At 70.9% G+C, this 14437-nt stretch carries 15 protein-coding genes; 2 read left to right on the top strand and 13 right to left on the bottom strand.

The genetic code is table 11. From position 1 onward, the window contains the following. Nucleotides 1–19: 19 nt before the first annotated feature. The 4 genes from BLT78_RS16330 to BLT78_RS16345 form a co-directional block, all read right to left on the bottom strand. Nucleotides 20–652, bottom strand: coding sequence for a LysE family transporter (locus BLT78_RS16330; RefSeq protein ID WP_090350444.1), 633 nt, complete (start codon nucleotides 650–652; stop codon nucleotides 20–22). A 99-nt stretch (nucleotides 653–751) separates the two neighbouring features. Continuing rightward, nucleotides 752–1510 (bottom strand): TerC family protein, encoded by a 759-nt coding sequence (locus tag BLT78_RS16335; protein WP_090350447.1) that lies wholly within the window; start codon nucleotides 1508–1510, stop codon nucleotides 752–754. 7 nt (nucleotides 1511–1517) lie between these two features. After that, on the bottom strand, nucleotides 1518–2105 hold the full coding sequence (locus BLT78_RS16340) for a mechanosensitive ion channel family protein (protein WP_090350449.1): 588 nt from the start codon (nucleotides 2103–2105) through the stop codon (nucleotides 1518–1520). Further along, nucleotides 2102–4012 carry an ATP-binding cassette domain-containing protein gene (locus BLT78_RS16345; RefSeq protein ID WP_090350451.1) on the bottom strand — a complete coding sequence of 637 codons (1911 nt, stop codon included), beginning with the start codon at nucleotides 4010–4012 and terminating at the stop codon, nucleotides 2102–2104. The genes BLT78_RS16340 and BLT78_RS16345 overlap by 4 nt, the downstream gene beginning before the upstream one ends. Before the next feature lie 66 nt (nucleotides 4013–4078). On the opposite strand from BLT78_RS16345, the gene BLT78_RS16350 reads away from it, so the two are divergent. Beyond that, nucleotides 4079–4564 (top strand): TIGR02444 family protein, encoded by a 486-nt coding sequence (locus BLT78_RS16350; RefSeq protein ID WP_090350454.1) that lies wholly within the window; start codon nucleotides 4079–4081, stop codon nucleotides 4562–4564. Here BLT78_RS16350 and BLT78_RS21590 read toward each other — a convergent pair. The 9 genes from BLT78_RS21590 to BLT78_RS16395 all read right to left on the bottom strand — a co-directional run bounded on the left by BLT78_RS21590 (nucleotide 4555) and on the right by BLT78_RS16395 (nucleotide 12824). Continuing rightward, entirely contained in the window at nucleotides 4555–5376 is an 822-nt protein-coding gene (locus BLT78_RS21590) for an AlgP family protein (protein ID WP_090350456.1), read from the bottom strand. The genes BLT78_RS16350 and BLT78_RS21590 overlap by 10 nt on opposite strands. An 88-nt stretch (nucleotides 5377–5464) precedes the next feature. Beyond that, nucleotides 5465–5929: a sigma D regulator gene (gene rsd / locus BLT78_RS16360; RefSeq protein ID WP_090350459.1), complete on the bottom strand. Its 465-nt coding sequence runs from the start codon at nucleotides 5927–5929 to the stop codon at nucleotides 5465–5467. Nucleotides 5930–6108: 179 nt separating this feature from the next. Beyond that, complete coding sequence (locus BLT78_RS16365) at nucleotides 6109–6600, bottom strand: disulfide bond formation protein B (RefSeq protein WP_090350462.1); 492 nt, start codon at nucleotides 6598–6600, stop codon at nucleotides 6109–6111. 114 nt (nucleotides 6601–6714) lie between these two features. After that, on the bottom strand, nucleotides 6715–7935 hold the full coding sequence (locus tag BLT78_RS16370; RefSeq protein WP_090350465.1) for a heme biosynthesis HemY N-terminal domain-containing protein: 1221 nt from the start codon (nucleotides 7933–7935) through the stop codon (nucleotides 6715–6717). Then, a complete protein-coding gene (locus tag BLT78_RS16375) occupies nucleotides 7932–9128 on the bottom strand; it encodes a uroporphyrinogen-III C-methyltransferase (protein ID WP_090350468.1) in 1197 nt (398 codons plus the stop codon). Before BLT78_RS16375 ends, BLT78_RS16370 begins: the two co-directional genes overlap by 4 nt. A gap of 53 nt (nucleotides 9129–9181) precedes the next feature. Continuing rightward, entirely contained in the window at nucleotides 9182–9955 is a 774-nt protein-coding gene (locus BLT78_RS16380) for a uroporphyrinogen-III synthase (RefSeq protein ID WP_090350473.1), read from the bottom strand. After that, complete coding sequence (hemC, locus tag BLT78_RS16385) at nucleotides 9952–10890, bottom strand: hydroxymethylbilane synthase (RefSeq protein ID WP_090350477.1); 939 nt, start codon at nucleotides 10888–10890, stop codon at nucleotides 9952–9954. Before hemC ends, BLT78_RS16380 begins: the two co-directional genes overlap by 4 nt. 114 nt (nucleotides 10891–11004) lie before the next feature. Further along, a complete protein-coding gene (locus tag BLT78_RS16390) occupies nucleotides 11005–11748 on the bottom strand; it encodes a LytR/AlgR family response regulator transcription factor (RefSeq protein ID WP_090350480.1) in 744 nt (247 codons plus the stop codon). Continuing rightward, nucleotides 11745–12824, bottom strand: coding sequence for a sensor histidine kinase (locus tag BLT78_RS16395; RefSeq protein WP_090350482.1), 1080 nt, complete (start codon nucleotides 12822–12824; stop codon nucleotides 11745–11747). Before BLT78_RS16395 ends, BLT78_RS16390 begins: the two co-directional genes overlap by 4 nt. Before the next feature lie 155 nt (nucleotides 12825–12979). Here BLT78_RS16395 and argH point away from each other — a divergent pair, with 155 nt between their 5' ends. Next, nucleotides 12980–14374 carry an argininosuccinate lyase gene (gene argH, locus BLT78_RS16400; RefSeq protein ID WP_090350485.1) on the top strand — a complete coding sequence of 465 codons (1395 nt, stop codon included), beginning with the start codon at nucleotides 12980–12982 and terminating at the stop codon, nucleotides 14372–14374. Nucleotides 14375–14437 lie beyond the last annotated feature (63 nt).

A 14437-nucleotide genomic window follows, 5' to 3' on the forward strand; every position in this document is an offset into this window, starting at 1 on the left:
ACGATTCGCCGCCGATCCTTCAGGCCGGCGCGCGGCGCACCAGGGACAGCAACCCGGCGGCGGCGACGAACAGGCTGGCGAAGGTGCGGTTGAGCAGGCGCTGCTGGCGCGGCGTGCGCAGCAGGCGCAGGACCCGCGCGGCCAGCCCGGTGTAGCCGGCCATCACCACCAGGTCGACGGCGATCATGGTCGCCGCCATGGCCAGGTACTGGGCCAGCAGCGGCCGCGCCGGGTCGAGAAACTGCGGCAGCACGGCGAGGATGAAGACGATGGCCTTGGGGTTGCTGGCGTTGACCACGAAGCCGCGCAGCACCAGGGTCAGCGGCCGCCCGAGCGGGCGCCCGGCGCTGGCCTCGGCCAGGTCACCCACCGGCGCGCACCACTGCTTCCAGCCCAGGTACGCCAGGTAGGCGACGCCGAACCACTTGATCGCCGCGAAGGCCAGCTCGGAGGTGGCGAGGATGGCGCCGACGCCGGCGGCGACGATGGCGATCTGCAGGGCCAGCGCCAGCTGCAGGCCGATGGCGTTCCAGTAGCCGCGGCGGAAACCGTAGTTGAGGCCGCTGGACATCGAGGCGATGGCCCCGGCGCCGGGCGACAGGCTGATCACCCAGCAGGCGGCGAAGAAGGCAAGCCAGGTTTCCAGGCTCATGGGGCATTCTCCGGTAGAGGATGGCGAAAACGACGCCGGCCCATGACGGGCCGGCGCGGGTACAGCTTGGCATGAGTGGCAGGCTGGCGCCTACCCCACTCAGTCCGGCAGGTCCTTGTGCAGCTTGACCGGCTCCTTGAGCTTGCGCTTCATCGCGGTGCGCATGCGGATATTGAGCGCCTCGACGCCCAGCGAGAAGGCCATGGCGAAGTAGACGTAGGCCTTGGGCACGTGCACCTCGAAGGCCTCGGCGACCAGCAGGGTGCCGACCACGATGAGGAACGACAGGGCAAGGATCTTCAGCGACGGGTGCTTCTCGATGAAGTCGCTGATGGTGCCGGCGGCCATCATCATCACCAGCACGGCGATGACGATCGCAGCGACCATCACCGGCACGTTCGACACCAGGCCGACCGCGGTGATCACCGAGTCCAGCGAGAAGATGATGTCGATCACCGCGATCTGCAGGATCACGCCCATGAAGGCGGCCTTCTTCACGCTGCCGTCCTCGTTCGCTTCCTCCTCGCCCTCGACGCTGTGCCAGATCTCCATGGTGCTCTTGAACAGCAGGAACAGGCCACCGAAGAACAGGATCAGGTCACGGCCGGACACACCCTGGCCGAGCACGGTGAACAGGTCGGCGGTCAGGCGCATCACCCAGGCGATCGACAGCAGCAGCAGGATGCGCGTGCCCATGGCCAGCGCCAGGCCGAAGAAGCGCGCCTTCGGTTGCTGCTCCTTGGGCAGGCGGCCGACCAGGATCGAGATGAAGATGATGTTGTCGATGCCGAGGACGATTTCCAGGGCGGTGAGGGTGAGGAAAGCAACCCAGATTTCCGGGCTCGTCAGCCATTCCATGATGGTTTCAGGTCTCGCTTTGGATGATGGTTGTGGTGGGATGGGGTTCGGTCCCGCGCCAGCGGCGCACGACCTTCTGGAAGAACAAGCTGTTGGGGATCTGCACCAGCGCGCCGCTGCCGGCCTCGGCATCCTCCTCGAGGGTGGTGTACAGCAGGTTGATGGCGATCACCCGGCCCTTGGCGCCGGGCTTGTCGGCCGCCTCGACGACCTCGACCCGATCGCCCAGGCGGAACGGGCCGACGGTGAAGATCAGTACCGCGCAGAACAGGTTGGACAGCACGCTCCACACGGCGAAGAAGGCCACCGCGGCCACCGCGACGAAGCCGGAGAAGGCCGCCCACAGCACCGCGGCGGACACGCCGAGGTGTTCCAGGGCGAGCATCAGCGCGCTGCCCATGATCAGCCAGCGCAGTGCGCCGCGCAGCGGCAGCAGCAATTCGCCGGGCAGCTGGTAGCGCTGCGCGACGCGGGTCAGCCCGCGCGCCACCAGACGCTGCAGGACATAGCCGGCGAGCAGGATCAGCAGCACCTGCACGCCGAACAGCAGGGTCTCGCTCCACTCGCCCAGCCACTGCGCCAGCCAGGCCTTCACGCCGCACCTCCGAGCTCGGCTTCCAGCGCCTCGAGCTCCTCGAGGGCCAGCAGCCAGGCCTCCTCCAGCTCGCTTTCGCGGCTCTTGAGGGTCGCCTGCTCGGCCAGCAGGGTGCGCAGCTCGTCCTTGCGCGCGGCCTCGTACAGGGCGCTGTCGCCCAGGCGGGTTTCCAGCGCGGCCAGTTTTTCATGCACGCCGCCGAGTTCCTTCTCCAGCTTCTCCGCCACCTTCTTGCGCGGCGCCAGCTGCTGGCGCAGGGCCGCCGCGGCCTGGCGCTGGGCGCGCTTGTCGGTCTTGTCGGCGCCGGGCGCCGTCTCGACCAGCGGCTGCTGGCGGGCGCGGTAGTCGACCAGCCAGCGGCTGTAGTCGTCGAGGTCGCCATCGAAGGCCTGCACGCGGCCGTCGGCGACCAGCAGGAACTCGTCGGTGGTGCTCTTCAGCAGGTGGCGGTCGTGCGACACCACCAGCACCGCGCCGTGGAAGTCCTGCAGGGCCATGGTCAGCGCCAGGCGCATCTCCAGGTCGAGGTGGTTGGTCGGCTCGTCGAGCAGCAGCAGGTTGGGTTTCTGCCAGGCGATCAGCGCCAGCGCCAGGCGCGCCTTCTCGCCACCGGAGAAGTTGACCGACGCCTCGTCGCAGCGCTCGCCGCGGAAGTCGAAGCCGCCGAGGAAGTCGCGCAGGGTCTGCTCGCGCTCGCCCGAGGCGATGCGCTGCAGGTGCAGCAGCGGGCTGGCCTGGGGGTCGAGGGCATCGAGCTGGTGCTGGGCGAAGTAGCCGACCGCGAGGTTCTCGCCGCGGGTCAGGCGGCCGCCGAGGGGCTGCAGCTCGCCGGCCAGGGTCTTGATCAGGGTCGACTTGCCGGCACCGTTGGGGCCGAGCAGGCCGATGCGCGCGCCGGGAGCGAGCTGCAGCTTGACCTTCTCCAGCACCGCCCTGTCGCCGTAGCCGAGGCGCCCCTCGGCCAGATCGAGCAGCGGGCTGGAGACCTTGTCGGCTTCGCGGAAGGCGAAGCTGAACGGCGAGTCGATGTGCGCCGGCGCCAGCTCCTCGAGCCGCTCCAGCGCCTTGATCCGGCTCTGCGCCTGACGGGCCTTGCTCGCCTTGGCCTTGAAGCGGCGGATGAAGTCTTCCATGTGCGCGCGCTGCGCCTGCTGCTTCTCGTAGGCCTGCTGCTGCTGGGCCAGGCGTTCGGCGCGGGTGCGCTCGAAGGCCGAGTAGCCGCCGCGATAGAGGGGCAGTTTCTGCTGTTCCAGGTGCACCACGTGGTCGACCACCGCATCGAGGAAGTCCCGGTCGTGGGAAATCAGCAGCAGGGTACCGGGGTAGCCTTTCAGCCAGCTTTCCAGCCAGAGGATGGCGTCGAGGTCGAGGTGGTTGGTCGGCTCGTCGAGCAGCAGCAGCTCGGACGGGCACATCAGCGCCTGGGCCAGGTTGAGGCGCATGCGCCAGCCGCCGGAGAAGTCGCCGACCGCGCGCTCCATCTGTGCGCTGTCGAAGCCGAGGCCGGCGAGCAGCTTGCGCGCGCGGGCGTCGGCGGTGTAGCCATCGGCGCTGTCGAACTCGCTGTGCAGACGGGCCAGGGCATGGCCGTCGTGGGCCGCCTCGGCGGCCACCAGCTCGGCCTGGATGCGGCGCAGGTGGCTGTCGCCGTCGAGCACGTAGTCCACCGCGCGGCGTTCGAGGGTGTCGACCTCCTGGCGCATGTGAGCGATGCGCCAGTCCGCCGGCAGCTGGCAATCGCCACCGTCGGCATGCAGCTCGCCGCGCAGCAGGGCGAACAGACTGGACTTGCCGGCGCCGTTGGCGCCGATCAGGCCGACCTTCTGGCCGGGGTGCAGGGTCAGGTCGGCGCCATCGAGCAGGCGCTGCGGACCACGCTGCAGGATAAGATTCTGGATTCGGATCATGATCGTGGGACTGGTTCGGCGGTGGCGAAGTTTATCAGCTTCCCCCGCCCCTCGCCCGGAGGCGCTATGGCGCAATCATTATGGGATTTTTCCATCACGCTTTACAGCCGGCCGGGGATCGCCGAGCTGTGCCTGCAACTGCAGGACGCGCGTGACGCCGACGTCTGCCTGCTGCTGACCGCCCTGTGGCTGGAGCGGCGCGGGGTGGCCGCCACGCCCGCGCGGCTCGCCCGGCTCGAGCAGCTGGCGCAACCCTGGCAGCAGGCCGTCACCATCCCGTTACGCCAGCTGCGCCGCACGTGGAAGGCCGCCGCCAGCCGTGACGCCGGGCTGGCCGAGCTGCGGCGCGAGCTGGCGGCCCTCGAGCTGAAGGCTGAGCGGTTGTTGCTGGAGCGTCTGCAGGAACTGGCCAGTGACTGGCCGCCGGCCAACGGCGCCGCGCCGAGCGACTGGCTGGAAACACTGGCCGCCGGCTGGGCGGCGGCTACGACGGATCACCGCGCCGCGCTGCAGGCGCTGCGCGACGCGGCAATGGCGGCGACTCAGCCCTGAGCGGGCTTGCTGGTCGTCTCGGCAGCCGGCTTGGCGCTCGCCGGGGTCCGCTTGGCGGCCGGCTTCGCCGCCGGTTTGGCGGCGGGCTTGGGTGCCGCCGGAGCGGCGGCAGGCTTGCTGGCTGCCGGCTTGGTAGCCGGCGCCTTGCGCGGCGCCCCCGGGGTCGCCGGCTTGGCCGCCTTGTCCGCTGCGGCACTGGCCGTGGCGGCTGGCTTGCTCGCACTCGTCCCGGCGCGCTTGGCAGCCGGTTTGCTCGCGGCCGGAGCCGCGGGGGCCTCGGCGGCGGGCGCCGCGACCGCCTTGCCGGCCGCGCTGCGCCGCGGGCGGGACGGCGCAGTGGCGGCCGCCTTGGGTGGGGTGGGCGGGGTGCTGCGCGTACGCCGGGGAGCCTTGGGCGCCTCGACCTGCGTCTCGCGGCGGGCCAGCAACTGGGCGACGGCCTCCTTGACCTTGCCGACGCCCTGGGCCAGATGCAGGCTTTCCTCGGCATCGGTCTTGAGGCGCAGGATGTAGTCGCGGGTTTCGCTCTGGCGCTGCTTGAGGGTGTCGAGCGCCTCTTCCAGCTCGGCGATGCTGTCGCGGGCCTTGGCCTGGGCCTTGGCCTTGCCGGCGGCGGCGGCTTCCTCGAGGCGGGCGCGAGCCTTGTGCAACTTGTCCTGCGCCTTGCCGCGCTGCTTCTCGAGCTTGGCCAGCAGCTTCTCGGCCTCCACCAGCGCCTCGCTGCACGCCTGCTCCAGATGCTCCAGCAGGCTGTGGGACAGTTGCTGCAGCAGATGCAGCGGAGTGGTGACCGGCTTGTTCCTGGTTGCCATGCAGACGCCTCCCGGCTATGTGATGTCAACCCATACTAGCCCCGCAGCAGCCCCGCCGCCAGAGACGGCGCCGGCTCGCGGCCGCAGCTCAGCCGGGCTGCGTCTCCTGCTGGCTGTGCACGTTGTGCAACACCTCGATCAGGCAGTCCTCCAGCTCGAAGCGCTGGTGCAGCAGCTGGCCGAGGCGCTGCAGCTCGCGGGCGAAACTGACGGTGTCTCGGCAGTCGCCGTTGTCGCAGCGGTCGTTGAAGTCCAGCACCGCCAGGGTGCTGGCCTCGATCTGCGGATAGACCTGGGCCGCAAGCGCCAGAGCGGCCTGGTCGCCGAAGGCGTGGGCCTCGCCGAGCAGCTGCTCGTAGATCTCGAAGTGACCGGCGGAGACGTAGTCCATCAGCTGGGCGCAGAATCCCTCCAGCTCGGGGCTGGTGGCCTGTGGTCGGGCATGCAGGATCTGGTAGGCGCTGACCAGCTGGTGGCGATCCTGCAGCCAGCGATCGAGCAACTGGTGGACACCACCCCAGCGTTCCTGGGCGTTGCGGCAATTCTCGAGCATGCTACACCTCGCTTCCCGCGTCGGATGTGTTGTTATGCGCAAGGGTATGCGATGCCCCCGGCATCGTTGGCCGCCTCGAGAGATCCTCGACCAGCCAGTGCCGGCCAGACTATGCCGGCCTCAGTGCCACCAGCAAGCCATGGCCGGGAATTTTTTGATACGAATGTCTGAGGCGATTCTCAGTTGCGGCGCAACAGCTGCAGCAGCGCCAGCGCGGCCAGGCCGGCGAAGGCCAGCAGGCTCCACTCGGGGATGCTCAGGCCAAGCAGGGTCCAGGTCACCTCGGCGCAGTCGGCGGTGCCGTGCAGCACCATGCGCACGATGTCCTGGAACGGCAGCGCTTCCATCATGTACTCGAGGCTCGGCAGGCAGGCCGGCAGCTGGTCCGGCGGCAGGCCCTGCAGCCAGATCTGGCGGCCGGCGGTGGCGATGCCGGCCGCGGCGAACAGCAGGCTCAGCCCCGCATACACACGCCGGCCACGGCGCTGCGGGCCGTGAATCGCCGCCACCAGGCAGACCAGGCCGACACCGATGAATTCGATCCGCTGCACCACGCACAGCGGGCAGGGCTCCAGGCCATCGGCATGTTCCAGGTACAGGCCGAAGGCCAGCAGCCCGGCGCAGACCAGGAAGGCGAGAAGGTTGAGCAGGCGGGGATTGGCCAGCGGCATGGCGGCTCCGGGGTCGGGAAAAGAGAGGGCGTTACGGTAGAGGAAAGCCGGGCGGCCTTTCAAGGCCGCCCGGCAGAGCCAACGCACCACTTGTCAAGCCGCTGGCGACGGTCGTCACTTCCGCTCGGCGGTCGGCTGCGGCAAGGCCGGCAGCGCCGCGCCGAGCAGGCCCAGGCTGTCCTGCAGCAGGCGGTTGCTGCGCTCCAGGTCGCCCAGGCGGGCGAGCAGACGGGCCAGCTCGCCACAGGCCTCGACGCTACGCTCGACGCGCAGGCTGTGCTCGAAGTAGTCGCGCGCCTTGCCCCACAACTGGTTGCGCAGGGCCAGACGGCCGAGGGTCAGCAGCAGGCCGGGGTGCTCGGGCTGCTCCTTCAGCCAGGCCTCGGCGCTGGCCAGCTGGCGCGCCGGGTCGCGGCCCTGGAGGCGACCGTAGAGCTCGACCAGACGGGCGTCGAACTGGCGCTTGAGGCCGCCGCGCAGCGCCTCCTCGGCTTCCGCCTCGGCACCGAGGCGCTGCAGCTGCTCGGCGTAGGCCGCCAGCGCCCCCGGACTTTGCCGCTGCGCCTGGGGCAGCTGCTGCCAGGCCTTGTTGAGCGCCGCCAGCCCCTGCTCGGCGGCGCGCGCCAGCTGGATGCGCCGCGCCTGCCGCTCGAGCGCCTCCAGCTCGACCTCCTTGAGCAGCTTGTGGCGGCGCAGCTCGGGCGCCAGCTCGCCGAGCGCCGCCCAGTCCTCCTGACGCCGGTACAGTTGCAGGAGCAGACGCAGCAGGTGGGGATTGTGCGCCTGGCGCTCGCGCAGCGGCTGCAACGCCGCCAGCGCTTCGGCATCGGCGCCGCGCGCCATCAGCAGCTGCGCGCGGGTCAGGGCGATGGCCGCGTCGGCCTTGGGCTCGCGCTCGCGGGCCTGTTCGAGCAGCTGCTCGGCAGTGGCGTGCTCGCCCAGCTCGCTGGCCGCGCGCGCCGCCGCCAGGTAGTTGACCAGCGGCTGCTGGCCGTGCTCGGCGGCGCGGCGCAGCAGGCGCAGGGCATGCGCCCAGCGCCCGGCGGCCAGCTCGAGCAGGCCGCGCTGGGCGGCGAGCTGACCGCGACGCATGCGGTTGCGCGACGACCAGGGATTGACCAGTCGCCCCGAGGCGCCCATCAGGCCGAGCAGCAGGCGCACGCCGAACAGCAGCGCCCACAGGCCGAGGCCGACGGCGAGGAAGACCCAGAAGGTCGACTCGTAGCGGAAGCCCTTGTAGGCGATCAGCACGTAGCCGGCCTGATCGGCGATGGCCAGACCGAGCAGCGCGGCGCCGAGGATGACCAGCAGGAACAGCAGGAAGGTGCGATTCATTGGCCCTCCTCCGCCGCATGCCCGCCCGCCGGCGCCGCGGCAGGTACGGGCTCGGCCGGTTGCTCGTCCCGGGCGCCGACCTGACGGGCGGCGGCCTCCAGCTCGGCACGCTCGCGCCGGGCGAGGTAGGCCTGCAGGGCGTCGAGCGCCGGGGTCAGATCGGGCAGCTCCTGGGCCACCGGCTGGGCGGCGAGTTCGCCGAGGCGGTCGTGGAGCGCCTGGTTTTCCGGGCTGTCCAGGCCGAAGTAGCGCTGCAGCAGGGCACGGCCTTGCTCCAGGGCGCTGTGGTAGACCTGCGGCTGGCCGTTGAGCACCGCCCACTGCGCCTGCTCCAGGGCCAGACGCAGGGCCAGGCGCAGCTGCTCGAGGGTCTGCCCGGCGAGCAGCGGCTTGACCTCGTCGCTGGCGGTGAACTCCAGGCGCACGAAGCCGCTCAGGTGCCGCCACCAGTCGGCCCAGCCGCTGGCGCCGTCACCCTCGGCGACCTGCGCCGCGGCTGGCAGGCTGCCCTCCTGCGGATGGAATTCGGGGCGGCGGGTGTTCAGCCGCGCGGCCTGCTCGCCGAGCGCGGTGAGCTGCAGGAACACGCCGGTGCGATCGATCACCGGCAAGCGACGCAGCGCCTCCAGGGCCCCCACCAGCTGCTCGCGGGCGGCGAAGGCGGCCGGATCGTCGTGGTCGCGCAGGATCTGGTCGGCGGCGTCGACCAGGAAGCGCGCGCTGGCGACATCCTGCAGCGCCGACAGGCGCAGGCTGGCCAGGCGCAGCAGATGCTCGGCCTCGGCCAGGCGCCACTCCTGGCGACTGGCGCCGAGCACGCGGTCGACCCGCTCGCTGAGCTGCTGCTGGCCGAGCTGCAGGTCGGCCAGCAGGCGGCGGCGCTCCTCCAGCTCGGCCGGCGACGGCAGCTGGGACAATTGGTGACTCATCACCAGGTCGCGCTCGGCCAGCCCCATCGACTGGCTGCGCGCCTCCTCGAGGCTGCGCTGCTGCTGCAGCTCGGCGTCATGCAGCGCACGCATCTGCCACAGGCTCCAGCCGCCCGCCAGCAGGCCGGCGGCGCCCAGCAGCAGCGCCAGCACGGACAGCGAGCGGCCGTTGCCGGCGCCACGACGCGGCGGCGCGGGGGGCGTGACGCTCGCGGCAGTCGCGGCGGAGACTTGTTCTTCGGTTTGCGGAGCTGGGTCGGTCACATCGGCATCCTTCTGGTCGGTTCACACGGCCGGCAGCTCGGCGCTGGCCGTTCTCAGCGTTCCATGGCGCCCGGCCCCTCGGCCAGACACGCCAGCAGGGCCGCGGCACTCGCCCCGCGGCAGTCTCGTACATCCAGGGCGCCGGCCGCGCGGGCCAGCGCGGCGACCCGCGGGCTGGGCACGAACAGCGGCAGGCGCGCCAGCAGCGGCCAGTCGTCTGCGGCCAGCGCCTGCAGATTGGCCAGCCCCTCGCCGCTGCTGACCACCAGGCCGTTCAGGGCCTGCTCGCGTAGCGCGCGCATCAGGGCGCCGGGCGGATAGTCGGGCAGGTGGCGGCGATACAGGGAAAGATAGTCGACGGCCGCGCCCTGCTCGCGCAAGCGCTCGGCCAGCCAATCGCGGCCGCCCTCGCCACGCAGGATCAGCACGCGCGGGTTGGGCACGGCGAGCGCGTGCTGCAGCTGCGGCAGGGCCAGCAGCGCCTCGCTATCGTCGCCCGCGTCCGGCCAGCAGGCGTCCAGGCCGTAGGCGTCGAGCAGCGCGCCGGTGGCGGCGCCAACGGCGAACCAGCGCTGGCGCATCGGCGGCTGCGGCCAGTAGCGGTCGAGCAGCGCGAGCCCGAGGCGCGCCGCCGGCTTGCTGACCGCCACCACCGCGCAGTAGCGGTCGAGATCGAGAAACACGCCGCGCTGTTCCGGGGTTTCGGCCAGCGCCTCGATCTCCAGCAGCGGCAGGCAGTGGCCGAACACACCGTGCCCGGCCAGGGTCTGCGCCAGGGCGGCGCAGTCCTCGGCCGGGCGGGTCAGCAGCAGACGCCAGTCGCTCACGGCTGGCCGGCCTCGCCGTAGACCGCGGCGAGGATGCGGTCGGCGCCCTGCGCCAGCAGCGCCTCGGCGACCTGCACGCCCAGCGCTTCGGCCGCGCCGCGCGGCGCGCGGGCCTCGGCGCGCAGCAGCGCGCCGCCGTCGGGCTGGCCGACCAGGCCGCGCAGCCACAGCTGGTCGCCCTCGAGCAGCGCGTAGCAGGCGATCGGCACCTGGCAGCCGCCGTTGAGATGCTTGTTCAGCGCGCGCTCGGCGTTCACCCGGTCGGCGGTATCGGCATGGTGCAGCGGGGCCAGCAGGGCGTGCACCTCGCTGTCGGCGCTGCGGCATTCGATGCCCACCGCGCCCTGGCCACCGGCCGGCAGGCTGTCCTCGGCGCTGATGAAGGCGCGGATGCGCGCCTCGAAGCCGAGACGGATCAGCCCGGCGGCGGCGAGGATGATGGCGTCGTACTCGCCGGCGTCGAGCTTGGCCAGACGGGTGTTCACGTTGCCGCGCAGGAAGTGGATCTTCAGGTCCGGACGGCGCGCCAGCAGCTGCGCCTGGCGGCGCAGGCTGGAGGTGCCGACCACGCTGCCGGCCGGCAGCGCGTCGAGGCTCTCGTAGGTATTGGAGACGAAGGCGTCGCGCGGGTCCTCGCGCTCGCAGATGCAGTACAGGCCGAGCCCCGCGGGGAAGTCCATCGGCACGTCCTTCATCGAGTGCACGGCGATGTCCGCCTCGTTCTCCAGCAGGGCGGTTTCCAGCTCCTTGACGAACAGGCCCTTGCCGCCGATCTTCGCCAGCGGCGCGTCGAGCAGCTTGTCGCCGCGACTGACCATCGGCACCAGGCTCACGAGCAGGCCGGGATGGGCCGCCTCGAGACGGGCCTTGACGTATTCGGCCTGCCACAGGGCGAGGGCACTCTTGCGGGTGGCGATGCGGATTTCGCGGGGCATGGGCAATTCCGGATGCAGGTGGATTGCCGCGATGATAACAGGCTCGGCGCGGCGGCTGGACCGGCCCGGCGCAAGGAAAGGCGGCGCCGGTTCAGTCGGCGTCGCCTGCGGACATCACAGCTCGTTCATCAGCTTGCGCACGCCGGCCACATGGCGGCGGCTGACGGTCAGCGCCTCGTCGCCGAGGCCGCGCAGGTAGAGCTGGAAATGGCCGAGCGGAGTGCGCTGCAGGCGCTCGATGCGGGCGCGGGCGACCAGGGCGTTGCGGTGGATACGCACGAAACGCTCGCCGAACTCGTCCTCCAGGGCCTTGAGCGGTTCGTCGAGCAGCACCTCGCCATGTTCGTGGCGCAGGGTCACGTACTTGTGGTCGGCGATGAAGTAGATCACCTGCTCCAGCGGAATCAGGTCGATGCCCTTGCGGGTGCGCGCGCCGATGTGGCTGCGCGGCGCCGTGTGCTCCGCGGCGGGGCGGCCGAGGGCGGCCAGCTGCACGCGGTTGGGTCGCTCGGCCTTCTTCAGCGCCTCGGCCAGCGCCTCGGGGCGCACCGGCTTGACCAGATAGCCGACCGCGCTGACCTGGAAGGCGTCGAGGGCGAACTCGTCGTGGGCGGTACAGAAGATCACCGCCGGCGGCGTGTCGCGCTCGCACAGCTTGGCCGCCACCTGCAGGCCGTCGAGGCCGGGCATGCGGATGTCCAGCAGGACGATGTCGGGCTTGAGGCTGTCGATCAGCGCCAGGGCTTCTTCGCCGTTACCGGCCTGAGGCTCGAGCACGCGATAGCCGTCCAGTTGCCCGACCATTCGAGCCAGGCGTTCACGCGCGAGGGGTTCGTCGTCGACGATCAGGACATTCATGATGCTCTGGCTTCCTGCGTGGGTCTTGCACAAGCATAGCGTAGACAGGTGAAGTGCCGTCCGTCACGGCGCTCGATGCTCAGACTCGCGTCTGGCCCGAAAAGTGCCGCCAGGCGTGCCTCGATATTGCCCAGCGCCAGGCGGGTGCCGCCCGACTCGACGGCTTCCGCCTCGGCCAGCGGGTTGCTCACGCACAGATGAAAGTGGCCGTCGGCGTATTCGGCGCGCACCTCGACCAGGCCGCCGTCGATGCGCGGCTGCACGCCGTGGATGATGGCGTTCTCCAGCAGCGGTTGCAGGGTCAGCTGGGGGATCGGCAGGTCGTCCGGCACGCCGTCGATCCGCCAGTCGAGGCGCAGGCGCTCGCCGAGGCGGTACTGCTCGATCGACAGGTAGCGGCGCGCCAGGGCCAGTTCGTCGCGCCAGGCCACCAGGCTGCCCGGCTTGGCCAGACTGGCGCGGAACAGGTCGGAGAGGTCGAGCACCGCCTGCTCGGCCTTGTCCGCGTCGATGGCGATCAGGCTGGCGATGCTGTTCAGGCTGTTGAACAGGAAGTGCGGGCGGATGCGCGCCTGCAGCGCCTCGATCCGCGCCCGCAGCTCGGCCTGCTGCTGGCGGCGCCACTGGCTCTGCAGCCAGAAGTAGCGCAGCACCAGGCCGGACATGATCAGCGCGATCAGGCCGTGGCGCAGGTACAGGTTGAGCTGGCCCTCCAGCGGCCGCGGCGTGGCCAGGCCGAACCAGCCGGCCGCCCAGGTGCAGGCCAGGGTCAGCGCCACCACCAGCGCGCCGCACAGAACCCCGGCCAGCGCCTGCGGCAGGCGCATCAGCCAGGGCCGCAGGCGGCACAGCGCCGCCGCCGAGAGCAGCACCAGCCACTGCACGAACAGCGAGGTCAGCGCCAGGCGCACCCAGTCGAACGCCGGCTGCAGCGGCTCGGCCAGCACCAGCACCAGCACCAGCAGCTCGGCCAGCAGCACCAGGCTGAGCAGCGCCTCCGGCGCGCACAGCTCGGGCAGGAAGAAGTCGTCGGATGAAGCCGGCGGGCGGGTGCCGGCGGACCAGGGTCTGCGCATCGCGCCAGTGTCGACGCCGACCGTTCGTCCGGCAAGCAGCCACGCACACGGGCGGTGACCTGCGTCACCGAATGCCGCTGCCGGGTTTTGCCGGTCGACCTGCTATCATGCCGGCCATCCCTTCGTACCCCGCACGCACAGCACGCGAGACACCGATGAGCAGCGAAAAAACCAACCAGTCCTGGGGCGGCCGCTTCAGCGAGCCGGTCGACGCCTTCGTCGCCCGCTTCACCGCCTCCGTCGACTTCGACAAGCGCCTGTACCGCCACGACATCATGGGCTCGATCGCCCACGCCACCATGCTGGAACAGGCCGGCGTGCTGACCGTCGCCGAGCGCGACGCGATCATCGACGGCCTCAAGCAGATCCAGGCCGAGATCGAGGCCGGCAGCTTCGACTGGCGCGTCGATCTGGAAGACGTGCACATGAACATCGAGGCGCGCCTGACCGACCGCATCGGCATCACCGGCAAGAAGCTGCACACCGGCCGTAGCCGCAACGACCAGGTGGCCACCGACATCCGCCTGTGGCTGCGCGACGAGATCGACGTCATCCTCGGCGAGATCACCCGCCTGCAGGAGGGTCTGCTGGCGCAGGCCGAGCAGCACGCCGAGGTGATCATGCCAGGCTTCACCCACCTGCAGACCGCCCAGCCGGTGAGCTTCGGCCACCACCTCTTGGCCTGGTTCGAGATGCTGTCGCGCGACTACGAGCGCCTGGTCGACTGCCGCAAGCGGGTCAACCGCATGCCGCTCGGCTCCGCCGCGCTGGCCGGCACCACCTACCCGATCCAGCGCGAGATCACCTGCCAGCTGCTCGGCTTCGAGGCCATCGGCGGCAACTCGCTGGACGGCGTGTCGGACCGCGACTTCGCCATCGAATTCTGCGCCGCCGCCTCGCTGGCGATGATGCACCTGTCGCGCTTCTCCGAGGAGCTGGTGCTGTGGACCAGCGCGCAGTTCAACTTCATCGAACTGCCCGACCGCTTCTGCACCGGCTCGTCGATCATGCCGCAGAAGAAGAACCCGGACGTCCCCGAGCTGGTGCGCGGCAAGAGCGGCCGCGTATTCGGCGCGCTGACCGGCCTGCTGACCCTGATGAAGGGCCAGCCGCTGGCCTACAACAAGGACAACCAGGAGGACAAGGAGCCGCTGTTCGACGCCGCCGACACCCTGCGCGACTCGCTGCGCGCCTTCGCCGACATGGTCCCGGCCATCAAGCCGCGCGTCGAGGTGATGCGCGAGGCCGCTCGTCGTGGCTTCTCCACCGCCACCGATCTCGCCGACTACCTGGTGCGCAAGGGCCTGCCGTTCCGCGACTGCCACGAGATCGTCGGCCACGCGGTGAAGTACGGCGTGCAGACCGGCAAGGACTTGGCCGAGATGAGCCTCGACGAGCTGCGCCAGTTCAGCGACCAGATCGGCGACGACGTGTTCGCCGTGCTGACCCTGGAAGGCTCGGTCAACGCCCGCAACCATATCGGCGGCACCGCCCCGGCCCAGGTGCGCGCCGCCGTGGCCCGCGGCCGCGAACTGCTGGCCGCGCGCTGAGTGCGTAGGCGCCATCATGCGCACCATGGCCGCGCGGCAGCCTGAGGGTGCGCGCGGCGCACC

The sequence above is a fragment of the Pseudomonas oryzae genome (genome assembly GCF_900104805.1).
Classification (GTDB): Bacteria; Pseudomonadota; Gammaproteobacteria; order Pseudomonadales; family Pseudomonadaceae; genus Geopseudomonas; species Geopseudomonas oryzae.